Origin of the sequence: Streptomyces sp. NPDC096339, from assembly GCF_044762985.1 — a bacterium.
GTDB lineage: Bacteria > Actinomycetota > Actinomycetes > Streptomycetales > Streptomycetaceae > Streptomyces.
On sequence record NZ_JBIWFI010000017.1, the window covers coordinates 24624 to 41034 of the forward strand.

The 16411-nt window shown below is 73.4% G+C and carries 16 protein-coding genes; 10 read left to right on the plus strand and 6 right to left on the minus strand.

Going from position 1 to position 16411, the window contains the following annotated elements:
• The first annotated feature begins 52 nt into the window (after window positions 1–52).
• The 4 genes from ACIQ5Y_RS21825 to ACIQ5Y_RS21840 all read left to right on the plus strand — a co-directional run bounded on the left by ACIQ5Y_RS21825 (window position 53) and on the right by ACIQ5Y_RS21840 (window position 5626).
• Window positions 53–2041 (plus strand): serine/threonine-protein kinase, encoded by a 1989-nt coding sequence (locus ACIQ5Y_RS21825; protein WP_403882749.1) that lies wholly within the window; start codon window positions 53–55, stop codon window positions 2039–2041.
• A 34-nt stretch (window positions 2042–2075) separates the two neighbouring features.
• Window positions 2076–2210, plus strand: a complete 135-nt coding sequence (locus ACIQ5Y_RS21830) for a hypothetical protein (protein WP_403882752.1) — start codon at window positions 2076–2078, stop codon at window positions 2208–2210.
• A 78-nt stretch (window positions 2211–2288) separates the two neighbouring features.
• On the plus strand, window positions 2289–4424 hold the full coding sequence (locus ACIQ5Y_RS21835) for an acyl-CoA dehydrogenase (protein WP_403882755.1): 2136 nt from the start codon (window positions 2289–2291) through the stop codon (window positions 4422–4424).
• A 14-nt stretch (window positions 4425–4438) separates the two neighbouring features.
• On the plus strand, window positions 4439–5626 hold the full coding sequence (locus ACIQ5Y_RS21840; protein WP_403882758.1) for a lipid-transfer protein: 1188 nt from the start codon (window positions 4439–4441) through the stop codon (window positions 5624–5626).
• A 267-nt stretch (window positions 5627–5893) separates the two neighbouring features.
• On the opposite strand, the gene ACIQ5Y_RS21845 is transcribed toward ACIQ5Y_RS21840, so the two are convergent.
• From ACIQ5Y_RS21845 to ACIQ5Y_RS21855, 3 genes are all read right to left on the minus strand, one after another.
• Window positions 5894–6166, minus strand: coding sequence for a hypothetical protein (locus tag ACIQ5Y_RS21845; RefSeq protein ID WP_403882761.1), 273 nt, complete (start codon window positions 6164–6166; stop codon window positions 5894–5896).
• On the minus strand, window positions 6153–6716 hold the full coding sequence (locus ACIQ5Y_RS21850; protein WP_403882764.1) for an RNA polymerase sigma factor: 564 nt from the start codon (window positions 6714–6716) through the stop codon (window positions 6153–6155). Before ACIQ5Y_RS21850 ends, ACIQ5Y_RS21845 begins: the two co-directional genes overlap by 14 nt.
• Before the next feature lie 188 nt (window positions 6717–6904).
• Window positions 6905–7258, minus strand: a complete 354-nt coding sequence (locus tag ACIQ5Y_RS21855; RefSeq protein ID WP_403883082.1) for a DNA-binding response regulator — start codon at window positions 7256–7258, stop codon at window positions 6905–6907.
• Window positions 7259–7465: 207 nt separating this feature from the next.
• Here ACIQ5Y_RS21855 and ACIQ5Y_RS21860 point away from each other — a divergent pair, with 207 nt between their 5' ends.
• Genes ACIQ5Y_RS21860 through ACIQ5Y_RS21870 form a run of 3 tightly spaced genes read left to right on the plus strand, consistent with a single transcriptional unit; the run spans window position 7466 to window position 10432 of the window.
• Window positions 7466–8338: a MaoC/PaaZ C-terminal domain-containing protein gene (locus tag ACIQ5Y_RS21860; RefSeq protein ID WP_403882767.1), complete on the plus strand. Its 873-nt coding sequence runs from the start codon at window positions 7466–7468 to the stop codon at window positions 8336–8338.
• A gap of 40 nt (window positions 8339–8378) precedes the next feature.
• Window positions 8379–9455 carry a Zn-dependent alcohol dehydrogenase gene (locus ACIQ5Y_RS21865; RefSeq protein WP_403882769.1) on the plus strand — a complete coding sequence of 359 codons (1077 nt, stop codon included), beginning with the start codon at window positions 8379–8381 and terminating at the stop codon, window positions 9453–9455.
• 35 nt (window positions 9456–9490) lie between these two features.
• Entirely contained in the window at window positions 9491–10432 is a 942-nt protein-coding gene (locus tag ACIQ5Y_RS21870) for a 3-oxoacyl-ACP reductase (RefSeq protein ID WP_403882772.1), read from the plus strand.
• Between the two features lie 87 nt (window positions 10433–10519).
• Here ACIQ5Y_RS21870 and ACIQ5Y_RS21875 read toward each other — a convergent pair whose 3' ends face one another.
• Together ACIQ5Y_RS21875 and ACIQ5Y_RS21880 are read right to left on the minus strand one after the other, a co-directional pair.
• Window positions 10520–11161 carry an HAD-IA family hydrolase gene (locus tag ACIQ5Y_RS21875; RefSeq protein ID WP_403882775.1) on the minus strand — a complete coding sequence of 214 codons (642 nt, stop codon included), beginning with the start codon at window positions 11159–11161 and terminating at the stop codon, window positions 10520–10522.
• 34 nt (window positions 11162–11195) lie between these two features.
• On the minus strand, window positions 11196–12266 hold the full coding sequence (locus ACIQ5Y_RS21880) for a hypothetical protein (RefSeq protein WP_403882778.1): 1071 nt from the start codon (window positions 12264–12266) through the stop codon (window positions 11196–11198).
• A gap of 256 nt (window positions 12267–12522) precedes the next feature.
• On the opposite strand from ACIQ5Y_RS21880, the gene ACIQ5Y_RS21885 reads away from it, so the two are divergent.
• From ACIQ5Y_RS21885 to ACIQ5Y_RS21895, 3 genes are read left to right on the plus strand one after another with little or no spacing between them, the layout of a single operon-like run.
• Window positions 12523–13380, plus strand: a complete 858-nt coding sequence (locus ACIQ5Y_RS21885; protein WP_403882781.1) for a Nif3-like dinuclear metal center hexameric protein — start codon at window positions 12523–12525, stop codon at window positions 13378–13380.
• Entirely contained in the window at window positions 13377–14120 is a 744-nt protein-coding gene (locus tag ACIQ5Y_RS21890) for a zinc ribbon domain-containing protein (RefSeq protein ID WP_403883085.1), read from the plus strand. Before ACIQ5Y_RS21885 ends, ACIQ5Y_RS21890 begins: the two co-directional genes overlap by 4 nt.
• Entirely contained in the window at window positions 14120–15661 is a 1542-nt protein-coding gene (locus ACIQ5Y_RS21895) for a bifunctional RNase H/acid phosphatase (protein WP_403882784.1), read from the plus strand. Before ACIQ5Y_RS21890 ends, ACIQ5Y_RS21895 begins: the two co-directional genes overlap by 1 nt.
• Window positions 15662–15736: 75 nt before the next feature.
• Here ACIQ5Y_RS21895 and ACIQ5Y_RS21900 read toward each other — a convergent pair whose 3' ends face one another.
• Window positions 15737–16195, minus strand: coding sequence for a hypothetical protein (locus tag ACIQ5Y_RS21900; protein WP_403882787.1), 459 nt, complete (start codon window positions 16193–16195; stop codon window positions 15737–15739).
• Between the last annotated feature and the right edge of the window lie 216 nt (window positions 16196–16411).

Here is a 16411-nt window from a genome sequence, read left to right on the forward strand (position 1 = left end):
ACCCTGAGGCAAGTTCGGCCGACCAAGCGGACTCACCGGGGGAACGGGCAGCATGAGCAGTGGGATCAGTGACGACCGGGACGACCAGGACGACGACAACGTCGACGGTGGCATAAAGCCGCTCGCGGCCACCGATCCGAGCCGGATCGGGCCGTACCTGCTGCTCGGGCGCCTCGGCGCCGGCGGCATGGGGCGGGTGTACCTGGCCCGGTCGGACGCAGGGCGGACCGTCGCCGTGAAGGTGGTGCACGAGGAGCACGTCTCGAACGCGCAGTTCCGGGCCCGCTTCCGCCGCGAGATCGACGCCGCCCGGCGCGTCGGCGAGCGGTACACCGCGCCCGTGATCGACGCGGATCCCGACGCCGACCGGCCCTGGGTGGCGACGGGATACGTCCCCGGGCTCTCGCTGGAGCAGATCGTGCGCCGGCACGGCCCCCTGCCCGTGGACTCCGTACACGCCCTCGCGGAGGGCCTGTTGCACGCGCTGGCCGACATCCACTCGGCCGGGATCGTGCACCGAGACCTCAAACCGTCGAACGTGATGCTCACCGTCGAGGGCGCCCGCGTCATCGACTTCGGCATCTCGCGGGCCCTGGAGACCTCCGTCGAGTCGCTGCTGACCAGCACCGGCATGGTCGTCGGCTCGCCCGGATTCATGTCGCCCGAGCAGGTCCGCGGGCAGCGCGCCGGGGTGAAGAGCGACGTGTTCACCCTCGGCTGCGTCCTGACGTACGCGGCCACGGGCCGGCTGCCGTTCGGGGCCGGTGCCAGCAACCAGCACGCGGTGATGTTCCAGATCGTGGAGGGCGAGCCGGAGCTGGAGCGGGTGCGGGACGACTCCCTGCGGGCGCTCATCCGCCGCTGCCTGGCCAAGGCCGTCGACGAACGGCCCGGCGTGGAAGAGCTGCTGGAGGACCCCGAGCGGGTCCGGCCGGCGGCGCCCGGAGGGGCGTGGCTGCCGCCCGAGGTCGTCGCGCGGCTCGCCCGGCAGGCGGCGCGGCTGCTCGACGCGGAGGCGGCGCCCCAACGGGAGGCGGAGACGGAGGCCGCTGCCGAGGCCACCGACCGGGCGACGCTCGGGCTGCGCCCGGAGTCCGGGCCCGCCGGACCGGGGTCGGGCGAGCCGGCCCCGGGTCCGCCCCCCGGTCCCGCGGCCGTGGACGGCACCCCCGCGACCGAGCGGCGCGGCCGCAAGCGGCGGTGGACCGTCGCCGTGCCGGCAGTCTTCGTGATCACCATCGGCGGCGGCACGGTCGCCCTGATCCAGCCGTTCGGCGGTGAGGGCTCGCAGGCGGCGCCCCCGGCGAGCAGCGCGCCCGTGACACCCGGCGCCGGGGGCGCCCCGTCCGCGGTGAACGGTTCACCGGCTCCGGGCGCACAGACCCCCCAGACCCCGACCCCGCAGAACCCCGACGGCACGGCGCAGGGCGGCCAGGTCGGCGGCGCCGCGGACCCGGGCGGTGGCGGTGGCGGTGCGCAGGGTGCCGCGGCGGGCGCGGGTACGCCGGGAGGCGGTGGGGGCACCCCGGGCGGAACCGGGAGCGGCGCCGGTACCCCCGGGGGTGGCGGCGGGGGCCCCGCCGCCGGGGGCACCGGTACCAGTACCGGCACCGGCACCGTTCCCGGCGGCGGCAACGCGTCCGGCACCACCCCCGGCTCCACTCCGGGGGGCGGGGGTTCGCCGAGCGGAGGCGGTTCGTCCGGCGGGGACGCCGTGCCCTCGTACTTCGTCGGCACCTGGACGTACAAGGGCCAGTTCAACATCGACCAGCCGGCGACGGTGACCATCTCCCGGTCCGGGTCCGTCCGCCTGATCACCGAGTCCCAGCTGGGCCACTGCGAGAACATCGCGAAGGTGACGTCGGTGGGCGGCGGCGGAAGCCGGATCAACATCGGCTCGGCGGCGGTGGACAAGAGCAAGTCGACCAGCAGCTTCTGCGGCGCGCTGGACGCGTCGTTCTTCACGAAGAGCGAGCCGGTCGGACTCCAGCACAACGTGGGACCGGCGCACGGCGACGGCTACTACTACGAACGCTCCTGACCCGAGCCGTTGTTGACGGTCCGTATGCCTCAGGGTGTGTTTCCTCGCCGTCCGGGAGGGCAACCTCGTCGTCCGCGTGGACCTCGGCAGCAAGATGTACCCCGCGGGCTCGCGCCTCCAGCAGGTCAAGGACATCGCCCGCTCGGCGGTGCAGGCCGCATCCCGCTGACGCCGAGCCGCCACACGTCGTGGAACACGTTCCATTCTGACCTTCCGTCAGAATGGAACGTGTTCTACTCTGCCGCGCATGGGCATCGGAATCACAGCGGAACAGCGGGAGTTGGCCGAAGCCGTACGCGGCTGGGTGGCGCGGGCCATGCCTCCCGAAGAGGTGCGCAAGCTGCTCGACACCCCGCCGCAGACCGGGACGCGGCCCACCTACTGGGACGCGATGGGCGCGCAGGGCCTGCTGGAACCGCACCTGGAGGGCGGGACCCTGCTCGACCTCGCCGTCGTCGTCGAGGAGGCCGCCCGGGGCGCGCTGCCCGGGGCGTACCTGCCGAGCGCGCTGGCGTCCGTACTGCTGGACCGGGCCGGGGCCGAGCCCCTCTCCGGGCGCGTCGGGGCCGTCGCGCTCGGGCCCGGGACGCTGACGGCCGTCGCCGTCGAGGGCGGCGGGTACCTGCTCGACGGGCTCGCGCCGCCCGTGCTCGGCGCCGGCGAGGCCGACCTCGTGCTGCTGGCCGCCGAGGCCGCGCACGGCACCCGCTGGTTCGCCGTGGACGCCGCCGCGCTGGACGTCCGTACGCAGGAGAGCGCCGATCCCACCCGCCCCACCGCCGAGGTGCACGCGCGCGGGGTCACCGTCGGCGCCGACCGGGTGCTGGAGCTGGAAGCGGCCCTCGTACGGGACCTGGCCTGCACCCTCTTCGCCGCCGATGCCTGCGGCATCGCCGCCTGGGCCCTGCACACGGCCGCCTCGTACGCCAAGATACGCGAGCAGTTCGGCCGGCCCATCGGGCAGTTCCAGGGCGTCAAGCACCTGTGCGCCGACATGCTCGTCCGGCTGGAGCAGGCCCGGGCCCTGGCCTGGGACGCCGCGAACGCGATGGACGAGCCGAGCGCGGACGTGCGGTCGATGGTCGCCGCGCTCGCGGCGGGCACGGCGCTGGACGCCGCCTACTCCTGCGCCAAGGACTGCATCCAGATCCTCGGCGGCATCGGCTTCACCTGGGAACACGACGCCCACGTCCACCTGAGGCGGGCGGTCGTCGCCCGCCAGCTGCTCGGCTCCGGCGACGGCCACCGCATCCGGGCCGTGCGCCTCGCGGAAGGCGGCGCCCGGCGCGAGCTGCGCCTCGAACTCCCCCCGGAGGCCGAGGAGTACCGGGCGCGGGCCCGCACCGTCATCGAGGACGCGCGCGGCCTCGACCCGGCCGCGGCGCGGCGGATCCTCGCCCCGACCGGCTACGCGGCCCCCTACCTCCCGCCGCCCTACGGGCTCGGCGCCGGCCCCGTCGAGCAGCTCGTCGTCCAGCAGGAGATGCAGGCGGCCGGGGTCAAGGTCGCCGACCTCGGCATCGCCACCTGGGTCGTGCCGTCGCTGCTCGCCTACGGCACCGACGCGCAGCGGGAGACGTACGCGCTGCCCACCCTGCGCGGGGAGCTGACCTGGTGCCAGCTCTTCTCCGAACCCGGGGCGGGCTCCGACCTCGCCTCGCTGCGCACCAAGGCCGAGCGCACCGAGGACGGCGGCTGGAAGATCAACGGGCAGAAGGTGTGGACGAGTTCCGCGCACACCGCCGACTACGGCATCCTGCTGGCCCGCACCGACCCGGACGCCCCCAAGCACAAGGGGCTCGGCTACTTCGTCGTCGACATGAAGAACACCCCCGGCATCGACGTCCGCCCGCTCAAGGAGATCACCGGCGAGGCCCTCTTCAACGAGGTCTACTTCGACGACGCGGTCCTCCCTGCGGACGCGCTCGTCGGGGCGGCCGACGGAGGCTGGAAGGTCGCCCGCAACACCCTCGGCAACGAACGCGTCCACATGGCCGGCCTGATGAGCTTCGACACCGGCCTCGAAGCCCTCATCGCCCGCTCCGCCGAGCTCGACGGTGCCTACAGGGCCCGCATCGGCGCGCTGGCCGCCGAGGCGCACGCGCTGGCCTGCATCGGGCTGCGCACCACCCTCCAGCAGGTGTCGGGGCTGGAGCCGGGCGCGGGTGCGTCGGTACGCAAGCTCGTCCAGACCCCGCACCAGCAGCGGACCGCCGAGCTCACCCTCGAACTGCTGGGCCCGGCGGGCGCCGTACGGGAGGGGGCCGGGGAGCGGGCGGTGCACGGGATGCTCATGTCCCGCTGCCTGACCATCGCCGGGGGCACCACGCAGGTCCAGCTCAACGTCGTCGCCGAGCGGATCCTCGGCCTTCCCAGGGACTGAAGGGCAGCACAGACATGAAGTCGTACATCGTGGGCGTCGGCATGACGAAGTTCGAGAAGCCGGAGTCGCGGGACTGGCAGTACTGGGACATGGCGAAGGAGGCCGGGAGCGCGGCGCTCGCGGACGCGGGGGTGGACTACGGGCTGGTCGAGCAGGTGCCGGTGGGCTACTGCTTCCAGGCCTCCACGGCCGGCCAGCGGGCGGCGTACGAGCTGGGGCTGAGCGGAGTCCCGGTCTACAACGTGAACAACAACTGCGCGACCGGTTCGACGGCGCTGATGATGGCGCGGCAGTTCGTCGAGGGCGGGATCAACGACTGCGTCCTCGCGCTCGGCTTCGAGAAGATGAAGCGCGGAGCGCTGGGCGGCGGCGCGGACGGCGGCGACTTCAAGACCTCGCCGGTGGCCCGCCACTACGGGATCATGGCGGCCGGGCACGGCTTCGAGATGTCCCCGCCCACCGCGCAGATCTTCGGCAACGCGGCGCGCGAGCACATGGAGCGGTACGGGACCACGGCCGCGCAGCTGGCGGCGGTCGGCGCCAAGAACCACAGGCACTCGGCGAACAACCCGAACGCGCAGTTCCAGGACGTGTACTCGGTCGAGGAGATCCTGGCGGCGAAGGAGATCCACTCCCCGCTGACCAAGCTCCAGTGCTCGCCGACCTCGGACGGGGCGGCGGCGGCGCTCGTGGTCTCGGAGCGGTTCGTCGTACAGCACGGGCTGCACGACAAGGCGGTCGAGATCGTCGCCCAGTCGATGACGACGGACACGGACGAGTCCTTCGCCTCGGGCTCGTGCATCGACGTCGTCGGCAAGCCGATGTCGGCGGCGGCGGGGCGGCAGGTCTTCGAGGCGTCGGGGCTGGGCATCGAGGACGTGGACGTGATCGAGCTGCACGACTGCTTCTCCATCAACGAACTGCTGACGTACGAGGCGCTGGGCATGTGCGAGGAGGGCGCCGCCGGGAAGCTGGTGGAGTCGGGCGCGACGACGTACGGCGGGCGGTGGGTGGTCAACCCGTCCGGGGGACTGATCTCCAAGGGGCACCCCCTGGGAGCCACGGGGCTGGCGCAGGCGGCGGAGTTGGTCTGGCAGCTTCGTGGCGCGGCCGGTGCGCGGCAGGTCCCCGGTGCGCGGGTGGGCCTTGCCCACAACATCGGGCTGGGGGGCGCGGCGGTGGTGACCCTGCTCCGCAAGTAGCGCCCCGGCGGGGGACCCGGGGCTCCGCCCCGGACCCCGCGCCTCAAACGCCGGCGGGGCTGGCTTTTGCCCGCGCTGAGTCGTCAGATGCCGCTGCGAACACGGCGCTCCGCGCCCGCGCCTCGAATGCCGGCGGGGGGGGGGGGGGGGGGGCCCGGGGCCCCCCCCCCCCCCCCCCGCGCCCCCCCCCCCCGCCGCCGGAGGCATGCTCAGCCCCGCCGGCGATTGAGGCGCGGGGGTGCGGGGGCAGCGGCCCAGTGGGCCTCGCTAGCCGGCCTTCACCAGTTCGCAGCGGCCGTCCACGCACTCCCGTCGCAGCCGCCCCCGCGAGACCGTCTGGGCCAGCCCGATCGCCCAGCACATCGGGCACCCCCGCAGCGCCAGCAACCCCACGGGCGCGAGCAGCAGGGAGGCCGGGCCCGTGAACGGGAGGAGGGCCACGGCGCCGATCAGGGCGCCGAAGCCGACCGCCCCCCGCGCCAGGTGCCGCGGCAGGGACGCGCTCGCGAAGTCGCCGCCGGCGCGGTCAGTGGTCGGCATGGGCATCGCCACCTCCAGGGGCAGTACGCAGGGCGAGCTGCACGGCCGCGCGGGCGCGGTGCAGCCGGGACTTCATCGCCGGGGTGCCGATCCCCAGCGCATCGGCGGTGACGCGGCCGCTCAGGCCCTGGACGTCCCGCATGATCAGCACCCTCCGCTGGTCCTCGGGCAGCGCGGCCACGGCCTCCGCCACCCGGGCCGCCTCCAGGCGCAGCACCACTTCCTCCTCGGCGGACATCGCCCGCTCCTCCGGTACCGTCCCGGCCCCCCGGGGAATCGCGGCCCGGGCCCGCCGCATGCACTCGTTGCGGACGATGCGGAACATCCACGAGGCCAGTGCGCCGGACGCCCGCAGCATGCCGATCTTGCGGTACAGGATGATCAGCGCTTCCTGGGCCGCGTCCTCGGCGTCCTCGGGCGAGGCGCACAGCGAGTGGGCGAAGCGGCGTACGTGCGGGTGCGAGCCGGACACCAGCGCGGTGATCGACTCGACGTCGCCGCGCTGCGCGGCCGCGACCAGCGTCGCGCCCGGCCAGGACGGGTCAGCCACGGGCCCGGCTCCGCTTGCGCAGGACGACGGCCGTGCAGGTGCACAGCAGTACGAGGGCGACGGCTCCGGCGATGACGTAGGTCACTGCGACCTCCAGGTCTCGTGTTTCGGTCCCGACCTTGTCGTCGGTACGTACACAAGAGGCGGGAGGGCTCGGAAAGGATTCACCCGGGGAACCACCCGGGAATTCACCCCAGGACCGGGTCGATCACCGTTTCGCCCATCGAGGCCCGCCGGATGGAGTCGGCCAGCTCCTCCAGCGGGCCGTCCCGCAGCACCAGGCCCGCCGCGCCGGCGGCGAGCACCGCTTCGGCCAGTCCCGGGTGGGCCGAGCCCGTCGTGACCAGGACCCGGCACTCCGGGTCCTCCGCGAGGATCGCCGACGCGGCGGCGACCTCCTCCACCAGCGCCACCGCCGGACGCGCCGTCAGATCCCGTACGACCTCGATGTCCGGCTGGAGGCCGAGCCGCAGCGCCAGGGCCGGATCGGGCGGGTCCAGCAGGACCCGCAGGGACCGGGTGGGGCGGTGGTTCACGGGCATTTCGCTCACGTGCGAAGAGTAACTGACGTGGAGTCAGCACATGGGGTCAGCGCTCTTCCCAACTGCTGGGGCGTGCGTTATACATTCCCTCACCGGTCCTAGAACGCGTTCTAAAACCGGTCCGCATGCGACCTCGGTGCGGCCGACGGTGCGGACGGCCGCACCGAGGTCTTCCAAGAAGAACCAAGAACAGGGAGCAGCATCCTCATGCCGATCGATGCCGCCAAGGCCCTCGCCGCCGACCCCCGCAAGGGGGACATCGGCTGGGACCACAAGGACATCCAGCTCTACCACCTCGGCCTCGGCGCGGGCGCCGCGCGCAGCGGGCAGAGCCTGGCGACCGACCCAGACGAGCTGCGCTACACCCTCGAATCCAAGCTGCACGTGCTGCCCAGCTTCGCGACCGTCGCCGGCGCCGGGATGGCCATGCTGGGCGGCCTGTCCGCCCCGGGCATCGACGTCAACCTCGCCATGGTCCTGCACGGCGGCCACTCCATCACGCTGCACCGGCCCATCCCCGTCAAGGGGCAGGCCACCGCCGGCTCCAAGGTCGCCGCCGTCTACGACAAGGGCAAGGCGGCCGTCATCGTGCTGCGCTCCGAGGTCGAGGACGCCGACGGGCCGCTGTGGACGAGCGACGCGCAGATCTTCGTACGGGGAGAAGGAGGCTTCGGCGGCGAGCGCGGGCCCTCCGCCAAGGAGGAGCTGCCCGAGCGCGCGCCCGACCGCGTCGAGGAGCGCCACATCCGGGACGACCAGGCACTGCTCTACCGGCTCTCCGGCGACTGGAACCCCCTGCACGCCGACCCCGAGTTCGCGAAGCTGGGCGGCTTCGACAAGCCCATCCTGCACGGCCTGTGCTCGTACGGGATGACCCTCAAGGCCGTCGTCGACACGGCGCTCGGCGGGGACGTCTCCCGCGTCCGCGCCTACCGCACGCGCTTCGCCGGGATCGTCTTCCCGGGCGAGACGCTGCGCATGCGGATGTGGCAGGAGCCCGGCCGGGTGCTGGTGTCGGTGACCGCCGTCGAACGGGACGACGCGCCGGTCCTCGCCGACACCGTCGTCGAACACGCGTAATCCAGAACGCGTCATCCAGACCTGTTTAAGGAGCCGCACCGTGCGCGCAGCACTGCAGAGCGAGATAGGCCAGGACAAGCTCGAGGTCGTCGACGACATGGAGGCCGTGGGCTTCGGCCCCGGCAAGGTCAGGATCCGCATCAAGGCCACCGGCCTGTGCCACTCGGACCTGTCCGCGATGAGCGGCGTACTGCCCCAGCCCGCCCCCTTCATCCCCGGCCACGAGGGCTCCGGTGTGATCGTGGACGTCGGCGACGGGGTGACCGGCCACCACATCGGCGACCGGGTCCTCGTCTGCTGGCTGCCGCCGTGCGGTCACTGCCCCGCCTGCAAGCGGGGCCAGGGCCACCTGTGTCTGGAAGCCTTCGGGAACGTCGCCACCCCCAACTTCAAGCGGGCCGACAACGCGATCTTCGGCTTCGCCGGCACCGGCACCTTCTCCGAGGAGATGGTCGTACCGGCCGCCTGCGCCATCCCGATCCCCGACGACGTGCCCTTCGACATCGCCGCCCTCATCGGCTGCGGGGTCACCACCGGCCTCGGCGCGGCCATCAACACCGCCAAGGTGGAGGCCGGAGCCTCGGTCGCCGTCATCGGCTGCGGCGGAGTCGGCATCTCCGTCATCCAGGGCGCCAAGGTGCAGGGCGCGGCGCAGATCGTCGCCGTCGACCCGGTGGAGTCCCGGCGCGAGGCGGCCCTGAGGTTCGGGGCGACGGAGGCGGTCGCACCCGACGCCTTCGACGACGCCAAGAACCGCATCACCGGCGGCGAGGGCTTCGACTACGTCTTCGAGGTCGTCGGCAAGTCCGCCACCGCGCAGACCGCGTACAAGATGACCCGGCGCGGCGGCAGCGTCGTCATCGTCGGCGCGGGCGCGCTCGACGACAACTACCAGGTCGACATGTTCTCGCTCTTCTTCGACGAGAAGAAGATCCTGCCGTCGATGTACGGCGGCGGGGACGTGCTCCGCTCCTACGACCGCACGATCGCCCTGTGGCGGGCCGGCCGGGTGGACCTGGCGAGCCTGATCACCCACCGGGTGCAGCTCGCCGAGATCAACGACGCCCTGGACCAGATGCGCACGGGCGTGGCCCTGCGCACCTGCATCGAAATCTGACGCCCAGCCGACCAGCTCTGAGAGGAACCGTACGGATGTCACTGCCACTTGAGGGACTCTCCGCCATCGTCACGGGCGCGGGCCGCGGGCTCGGCCGGGCCGAGGCGATCGAGCTCGCGCGGCTCGGCGCGAGCGTGGTCGTCAACGACTTCGGGCAGCCGGGCCGTGACGGCTCCGGGGAGGCCTCGGCCGCCCCGGCGGAGGAGGTGGCCGAGGAGATCCGTGCGGCGGGCGGCCGGGCGGTGGCGCACCTGGGCGACGTGGCCGACTTCGAGCAGGCCCGCGAGCTGGTCGACCTGGCGGTGAGCAGCTTCGGGAAGCTCGACATCCTGGTCAACAACGCGGGCATCCTGCGTGACCGGATGGTCTTCTCGATGTCGGAGGACGAGTGGGACTCGGTGATCCGGGTCCACCTCAAGGGCCACTTCAACACCACGCACTTCGCGTCCGTGCACTGGCGCGAGCGGTCGAAGGCGGCGGGCGGGCCGGTCTACGGCCGGATCGTCAACACCTCCTCCGAGGCCTTCCTCGGCGGCTCGGCCGGCCAGCCGAACTACGCGGCGGCCAAGGGCGGCATCGTGGGCCTGACCACCTCCACCGCCCTGGCCCTCGCGAAGTACGGGGTGACGGCCAACGCCATCTGCCCGCGCGCCCGGACCCGTATGACGGAGGACGTCTTCGCCGGCTTCCAGGTCCCGGAGGAGGGCAAGCTCGACGCCCTCGCCCCCGAGCACGTCTCCCCGCTCGTCGGCTACCTGGCCTCGCCGGCCTCGGCGAAGGCCAACGGCCAGCTGTTCGTCGTGCACGGCGGGATCGTAGTCGTGATGGAACGCCCCAAGGTGGCGGCCAAGTTCGACACCTCGAAGGAGACCTTCTCCTTCGAGGAGCTGGACGAGCTGCTCACCCCGCACTACGACTCCCGCCCCGCGAACGAGACCTTCGCGGCCGCCGAGGTCCTCGGCCTCAAGCACGGCTAGTCCGCGTGTTCGCGCTCCGGGCGGCGGAAGACCCCCGCCGCCCGGGCGTCTTCCCGCGGCCCGTGGCCCGCAGCCCGCTGCCCGCGGTCAGATCGGGAAGCCGAGAGCGTCCCGCAGATCGGCGGGTTCGCGGTAGTGCACACCGGTCATTCCGAGTGCCACGGCCGCCCGGACGTTCTCCAGGCGGTCGTCGACGAAGAGGCACCGCTCCGGGGCGGCGCCTGCCCGTTCGACCGCGATCTCGTAGATCCCGCGGTCCGGCTTGGCCACGCCCACCCGGGCGCTGCTGACGACGTGGTCCGCGAGGTCGGACAGCCCCATCGAGGCCAGGTCGTCGTCCAGCCGGTGGGTCGCGTTCGTCACCAGGACCAGCACCTGCCCCGCCGTGCGCGCGGTGCGCAGTACGGAGACCACGGCCTCGTCGGCAGCGAACGGCGCGTCCGCGAACGCCGTGGCCAACTCCCGTGCCGATACCGCGGATATGCCGCTGCCGTCCGTCAGCGCGAGGGCGATGGAGTCCACCCATTGCGCGACGGTGGTGCGGCCCAGCAGCAGCGGTCCGTCGAGCTCGGGACGGAAGGCCACCTCCGCGGTGGTGCCAACGGGCAGCGCGGCGGCCCGTTCCAGCTCCGCCAGGCCGCTCGTGTCGTAGAAGCGGATCACATTGTCGAGGTCGCAGAGCACCGCGTCGAAGGGCCTGGGCGCGGAGGATTCCCGGGTGGTCGTCATCCGGCCTGCCTATCACGGCGGCTGCCCCGAAGGGCTACAGAGGCGCCTGTTGCAGAGGGACCGGCCGGGGTGCGGCGGCCGCGGGCGGTGGCGGGTCCAGGCGGACCGGCGGGGGAGGGGCGGGCGGCAGGGCCATCCCGAGGATCCCGCAGGGCGCCTCCGGCGTCGCGTACGGGAGGTGCAGGCGGCCCTCCGTCGTCCACAGGCCCGTGCCGCCGAGCCAGCCGGCCGGGCCGCCGAGCCGGAAGACGTGCCGGTCGGCGGGGCGCCACAGGGCGAGCCCGGTGTCTCCCACCCGCAGCGCCACCCCGCAGCTCTCCGGCATCAGGGCCTGGCCCGGCTGCACCGCGAACGGGGTCGCCTCCTCGTCCAGCCGCAGGCACTCCGGGAAGCGCACCGGCCGGGTGCTGCCCAGCACCCCCCACCCCAGGCGCGGTTCGCCCGGGGCGTCGGAGCGGATCAGCAGCAGCCCGCTGTCCGGGTCGGCCAGCAGCAGCCGGTCCTCGCTGGCATCGGCGATCTGGAGCAGCGGGGAGACCTCGCCGCCCCGCCCCAGGTCCACCGCGACGGCCTTGACGGTGCCCTCCAGCTCCCGGTCCAGGGCCAGCATCCGGCCCGCCCGGTCCAGCCACACCCCGCCGGAACACTTGCCGGGAACGCTCGCCACCCGGGCGAAGGCGCCGCCGGCCACCTGCCACACCGTCGTCCCGGTGTCCGTCACGGCCAGGGCGTAGGCGGCGAGCCCGTCCGGGCACGGGGCGAGCAGTCGGACCCGCAGCCCTTCCTCCGCCTCCACCGTCCCGAGCTGGAGCTCCCCGGTCCGGGGCCCGGCCGCGGCGCCCGTCGGGTACAGCAGCGCGAAGGCGTGCCGCTGCGCGACCCGGCGGTGGATCAGCACCCGCCCGTCCGTCAGCGGGAGCACCTCGCTGTCGGCCTCTTCGGGCTGCGCGAGCGGCAGCGGTACCGCGTACGCCTCGGACCCGGACAGGGTCCAGCGCTCGGCGTAGTACGCCTCGCCCTCTCCGGCGAGCCGGGCGGCGTACGAACCGTCCACGGTGATCGTGAACGGAGTCGTGGTCGTCACATCGATGGCACAGACAGTCATCTGGGCCCTCACCTCCGAGAGGAAGCTAGTTTTCGCACTTCCTGCCGAACAACACCGCCAACTCCGCTTCACACATACGGGTGTCCGGTCGGCGATTCGCCTGTGGTGGAGGTGGTGGTTGTGCACTCCCGGCCTCGCCGGCGTTCGAGGCGCGGGCTCCCGGGGCGGAACCCCGGGGGCCCGGGCGCGGACCGAGGGCCCTCTCGGCGGAGCCTCGCCTGGCGGGGACGGTCGCCCCGGACGGTAGCCTTGGCCCGTGCCCCGTCTCTCTGAAGTCATCGCCGCGCTGGACGCTCTCTGGCCCCCCTCGCGGGCCGAGCAGTGGGATGCCGTCGGCACCGTCTGCGGCGACCCCGATGCCGAGGTCTCCCGGGTGCTGTTCGCCGTGGACCCCGTACAGGAAATCGTCGACGAGGCGGTCAAGCTGGGCGCCGACCTGGTCGTCACCCACCACCCCCTCTACCTGCGCGGCACCACCACCGTCGAAGCCGGCACCTTCAAGGGCCGCGTCGTGCACACGCTGATCAAGAACGACATCGCGCTGCACGTCGCCCACACCAATGCCGACACCGCCGACCCCGGAGTCTCCGACGCCCTCGCCGGCGCCCTGGACCTGCGGATCACCGGCCCGCTCGTGCCCGACCCGACCGACCCCAACGGCCGCCGGGGCCTGGGCCGGCTCTGCGAACTGGACCACCCCGAGACCCTGCGCGAGTTCGCCGCCCGCGCCGCCGCCTGGCTGCCGCACACCGCGCAGGGCATCCGCGTCGCGGGCGACCCGGACATGCTCATCCGTACCGTCGCCGTCAGCGGCGGCTCCGGCGACAGCCTCTTCGCACAGGTCCGCGCCGCCGGCGTGGACGCGTACCTCACCGCCGACCTGCGCCACCACCCGGTGTCCGAGGCCCGCGAGCAGAGCCCGCTCGCCCTCGTCGACGCCGCCCACTGGGCCACCGAGTGGCCCTGGTGCGAGCAGGCCGCCGCGCAACTCGACGCGATCTCCGAGCGCAACGGCTGGGGCCTGCGGACCCACGTCTCGCGCACGGTCACCGACCCCTGGACGGCGCACGCGCCGTCCCTCACCTCCCCTTCTACCTCTGGAGCCCCCAACTGAACGCCGAGCCCGCCGACCAGATCCGACTTCTCGACGTCCAGGCCCTGGACGTCCGGCTGTCTCAGCTCGCCCACAAGCGCAAGTCGCTGCCGGAGCACACCGAGGTCGACTCGCTGACCAAGGACCTCACCCAGCAGCGCGACCTGCTCGTCGCCGCGCAGACGCAGGCGAGCGACGCGGCCCGCGAGCAGACCAAGGCGGAGCAGGACGTGGACCAGGTGCGCCAGCGCGCCGCCCGCGACCAGGCGCGACTGGACTCCGGCGTCGGAGTCTCGGCCCGGGACCTGGCCAACCTGCAGAGCGAGGTCGTCTCCCTCGCCAAGCGCCAGGCCGACCTGGAGGACGTGGTCCTGGAGGTCATGGAGCGTCTCGAGGGCGCGCAGGAGCGGGTCACCGAGCTGACGGAGCGGGTCTCCGCCCTCGAAGCCAAGCTGGCGGACGCCACCGCGCGCCGGGACGCCGCGACCGGTGAGCTCGACACCGAGGCCGCCAAGGTCACCAAGGACCGCGAGGTCATCGTCGGATCGATGCCGGCCGACCTGATGGCCCTGTACGAGAAGATCCGCCTCAAGCAGGGCGGGGTCGGCGCCGCGCGCCTGTACCAGCGCCGCTGCGAGGGCTGCCGGCTGGAGCTCGACACGGCCGAGGTCAACGAGATCAAGGCCGCGGCCCGCGACCAGGTCGTCCGGCACGAGAACTGCGGCCGCATCCTGGTCCGTACGGCGGACTCGGGCATCTGATGCAGCGGCCGGTCCGGTTCGTCGTGGAGGCGGACGGCGGCTCCCGGGGCAACCCGGGGCCCGCCGGCTACGGCGCGGTCGTCCTCGACCCGGCGACGGGGGAGACGCTGGCCGAGCGCGCCGAGTTCATCGGCGTCGCGACGAACAACGTGGCGGAGTACAAGGGCCTGATCGCCGGCCTCAAGGCGGTCCGGGACCTCGCCCCGGACGCGCAGGTGCAGGTGCAGGTCCGGATGGACTCCAAGCTCGTCGTCGAGCAGATGTCGGGCCGCTGGAAGATCAAGCACCCGGACATGCGGCCGCTGGCGGCGGAGGCGGCGAAGATCCTGCCCGCCTCCCAGGTGTCGTACGAGTGGATCCCGCGCGAGCGCAACAAGCACGCGGACCGGCTCGCCAACGAGGCGATGGACGCGGGCAAGCGGGGCCGGCAGTGGGAGCCGTCGGCCTCGACGGCGGCCTTCTCGACTCCGTCGGGGCCCCCGGGTGACGCGGCCGCCGGCGCGGCGGCGGCCCGAGCAGCCCTCGCCTCCGCCCGCACCCGAACCGGCACCCCGGAGGCCGAGGCCGCCCGCGGCATCGCCGCCGGGGCGGACACGCCGGTCGCCTCGGGCGGCGGTGCGTGGACCGGCGGTTCGGACGCGGAGGCGGCGCGCGGCATCGCGACCGGGGCGGTGGGCACGACGGCCGACTCCGGCAGGGGGGCGCGCGGCCACGCGACGGCCCCCGGCGTCTCCGCCGCTGCGCGCGGCCCGGCGGCCGACCGGGTCCAGGAAGCGGCCGACGTGCTGTTCACGGACGGCGGGGCCCTTCCCGAGGCCCAGGCCATGCTCGAACCCTGCCTCGACTCCGATGCCTCCGAGACCACGGCCGCGGCCCCGTCAGCGGGCGCGGCAACTCCCGGCTGGGGCCCGGACATGGGGGCTCCGGCCACCTTCGTGCTCCTGCGCCACGGCGAGACCGCGCTCACCCCGCAGAAGAGGTTCTCCGGGAGCGGGGGCAGCGACCCCGAGCTGTCCGAGGCCGGCCGCCGCCAGGCCGCCGCCGTGGCCGAGGCGCTGGCCGCCCGCGGCACGATCCAGACGGTCATCAGCTCCCCGCTGCGCCGCTGCCGCGAGACCGCGCAGGCGGTCGCCACCCGCCTCGGCCTCACCGTGACCGTCGAAGACGGCCTGCGCGAGGTGGACTTCGGAGCCTGGGAGGGCCTGACCTTCGCCGAGGTGCAGGAGCGCTTCCCGGACGACCTCCAGGCCTGGCTGGACTCCCCGAAGGCGGCCCCCACCGGCGGCGGCGAAAGCTTCATGGCGGCCACCCGGCGGATCTCCGCCACCCGCGACCGCCTGCTCGCCGCCCACGCCGGCCGCACGGTGCTGCTGGTCACGCACGTGACCCCGGTCAAGATCCTGGTCCGCCTCGCCCTGGGCGCCCCGCCGGAGGCCCTGTTCCGCATGGAACTCTCCGCGGCCTCCCTCTCGGCGGTGGCCTACTACGCCGACGGCAACGCCTCGGTCCGCCTCCTGAACGACACGGCGCACCTGCGATAGCCACTCCCGGCCCGGCCCGGCCGCGAAACCCGGAACCCCCGCCCTTTGCGCGGGGGTTCCCGCTTTCCGTGCGGGTTACCTCTCCTTGTACGCGGCCAGCAGTCCCAGCTTCCGGGCCTGGGTGATCCAGCGGCCCGCCGTCGCTTCCGACTTCGCCCACCGGGCAGCGATGGCTTTGCGGGGTGCGATGCCGTGATCCACGGCCCACAGGTACACCTCGGCGACGGCCCGCGCGTGGTCGGTGTCGCCTCCGTACCGCCTGTCGGCGACGTGGGGCACGACGGCTGCACCGAGCTGCTTCACCCTGACCTCTGCGGCGATCTTCAGCAGGCGGTCGTAGGGCAGCCGACGGAGCACGGTCGGGGTGAGCCGCGGGCTCTCAGGGCTCGTCATTCGGATGAAGAAGCCGTTCGGATGGGACTCTCCCGGGGGAAAGCCGACGATGAAGGTGCACTCGTCGTATCCGGGGACCTCGGTCATCGTCACACCGTCGACACTGGTCGAGATCTTGACCTGGGGGTCGGTTTGATGCACGCCGCGATCACTCTCTTGTAATATGAGCGCTCGTATTGAGCAGGTGTGTCAGATGTTTTCCGTCACTCCCCCCATCCTGCTCCATCTCGGCGACAGGCCCCGCCTCCGGCGAGAAGGCGAAGGCCGGCGCCCGGCCGACCGCGGCCGCCGGGCCTCAGGGCGCGGCAAAGGTCGGGTCCACACAAGGGAGCACGCATGGCCAAGATCAAGAAGCGA

Bases quoted from the DNA above. Each gene is read 5' to 3' on its own strand.
- ACIQ5Y_RS21845 (WP_403882761.1), bottom strand. From the start codon at position 6,166: ATGCCGACCACTGACCGCGCCGGCGGCGACTTCGCGAGCGCGTCCCTG.
- ACIQ5Y_RS21895 (WP_403882784.1), top strand. From the start codon at position 14,120: ATGCAGCGGCCGGTCCGGTTCGTCGTGGAGGCGGACGGCGGCTCCCGG.
- ACIQ5Y_RS21870 (WP_403882772.1), top strand. From the start codon at position 9,491: ATGTCACTGCCACTTGAGGGACTCTCCGCCATCGTCACGGGCGCGGGC.
- ACIQ5Y_RS21835 (WP_403882755.1), top strand. From the start codon at position 2,289: ATGGGCATCGGAATCACAGCGGAACAGCGGGAGTTGGCCGAAGCCGTA.
- ACIQ5Y_RS21840 (WP_403882758.1), top strand. From the start codon at position 4,439: ATGAAGTCGTACATCGTGGGCGTCGGCATGACGAAGTTCGAGAAGCCG.
- ACIQ5Y_RS21825 (WP_403882749.1), top strand. From the start codon at position 53: ATGAGCAGTGGGATCAGTGACGACCGGGACGACCAGGACGACGACAAC.
- ACIQ5Y_RS21880 (WP_403882778.1), bottom strand. From the start codon at position 12,266: ATGACTGTCTGTGCCATCGATGTGACGACCACGACTCCGTTCACGATC.
- ACIQ5Y_RS21860 (WP_403882767.1), top strand. From the start codon at position 7,466: ATGCCGATCGATGCCGCCAAGGCCCTCGCCGCCGACCCCCGCAAGGGG.
- ACIQ5Y_RS21855 (WP_403883082.1), bottom strand. From the start codon at position 7,258: ATGCCCGTGAACCACCGCCCCACCCGGTCCCTGCGGGTCCTGCTGGAC.
- ACIQ5Y_RS21875 (WP_403882775.1), bottom strand. From the start codon at position 11,161: ATGACGACCACCCGGGAATCCTCCGCGCCCAGGCCCTTCGACGCGGTG.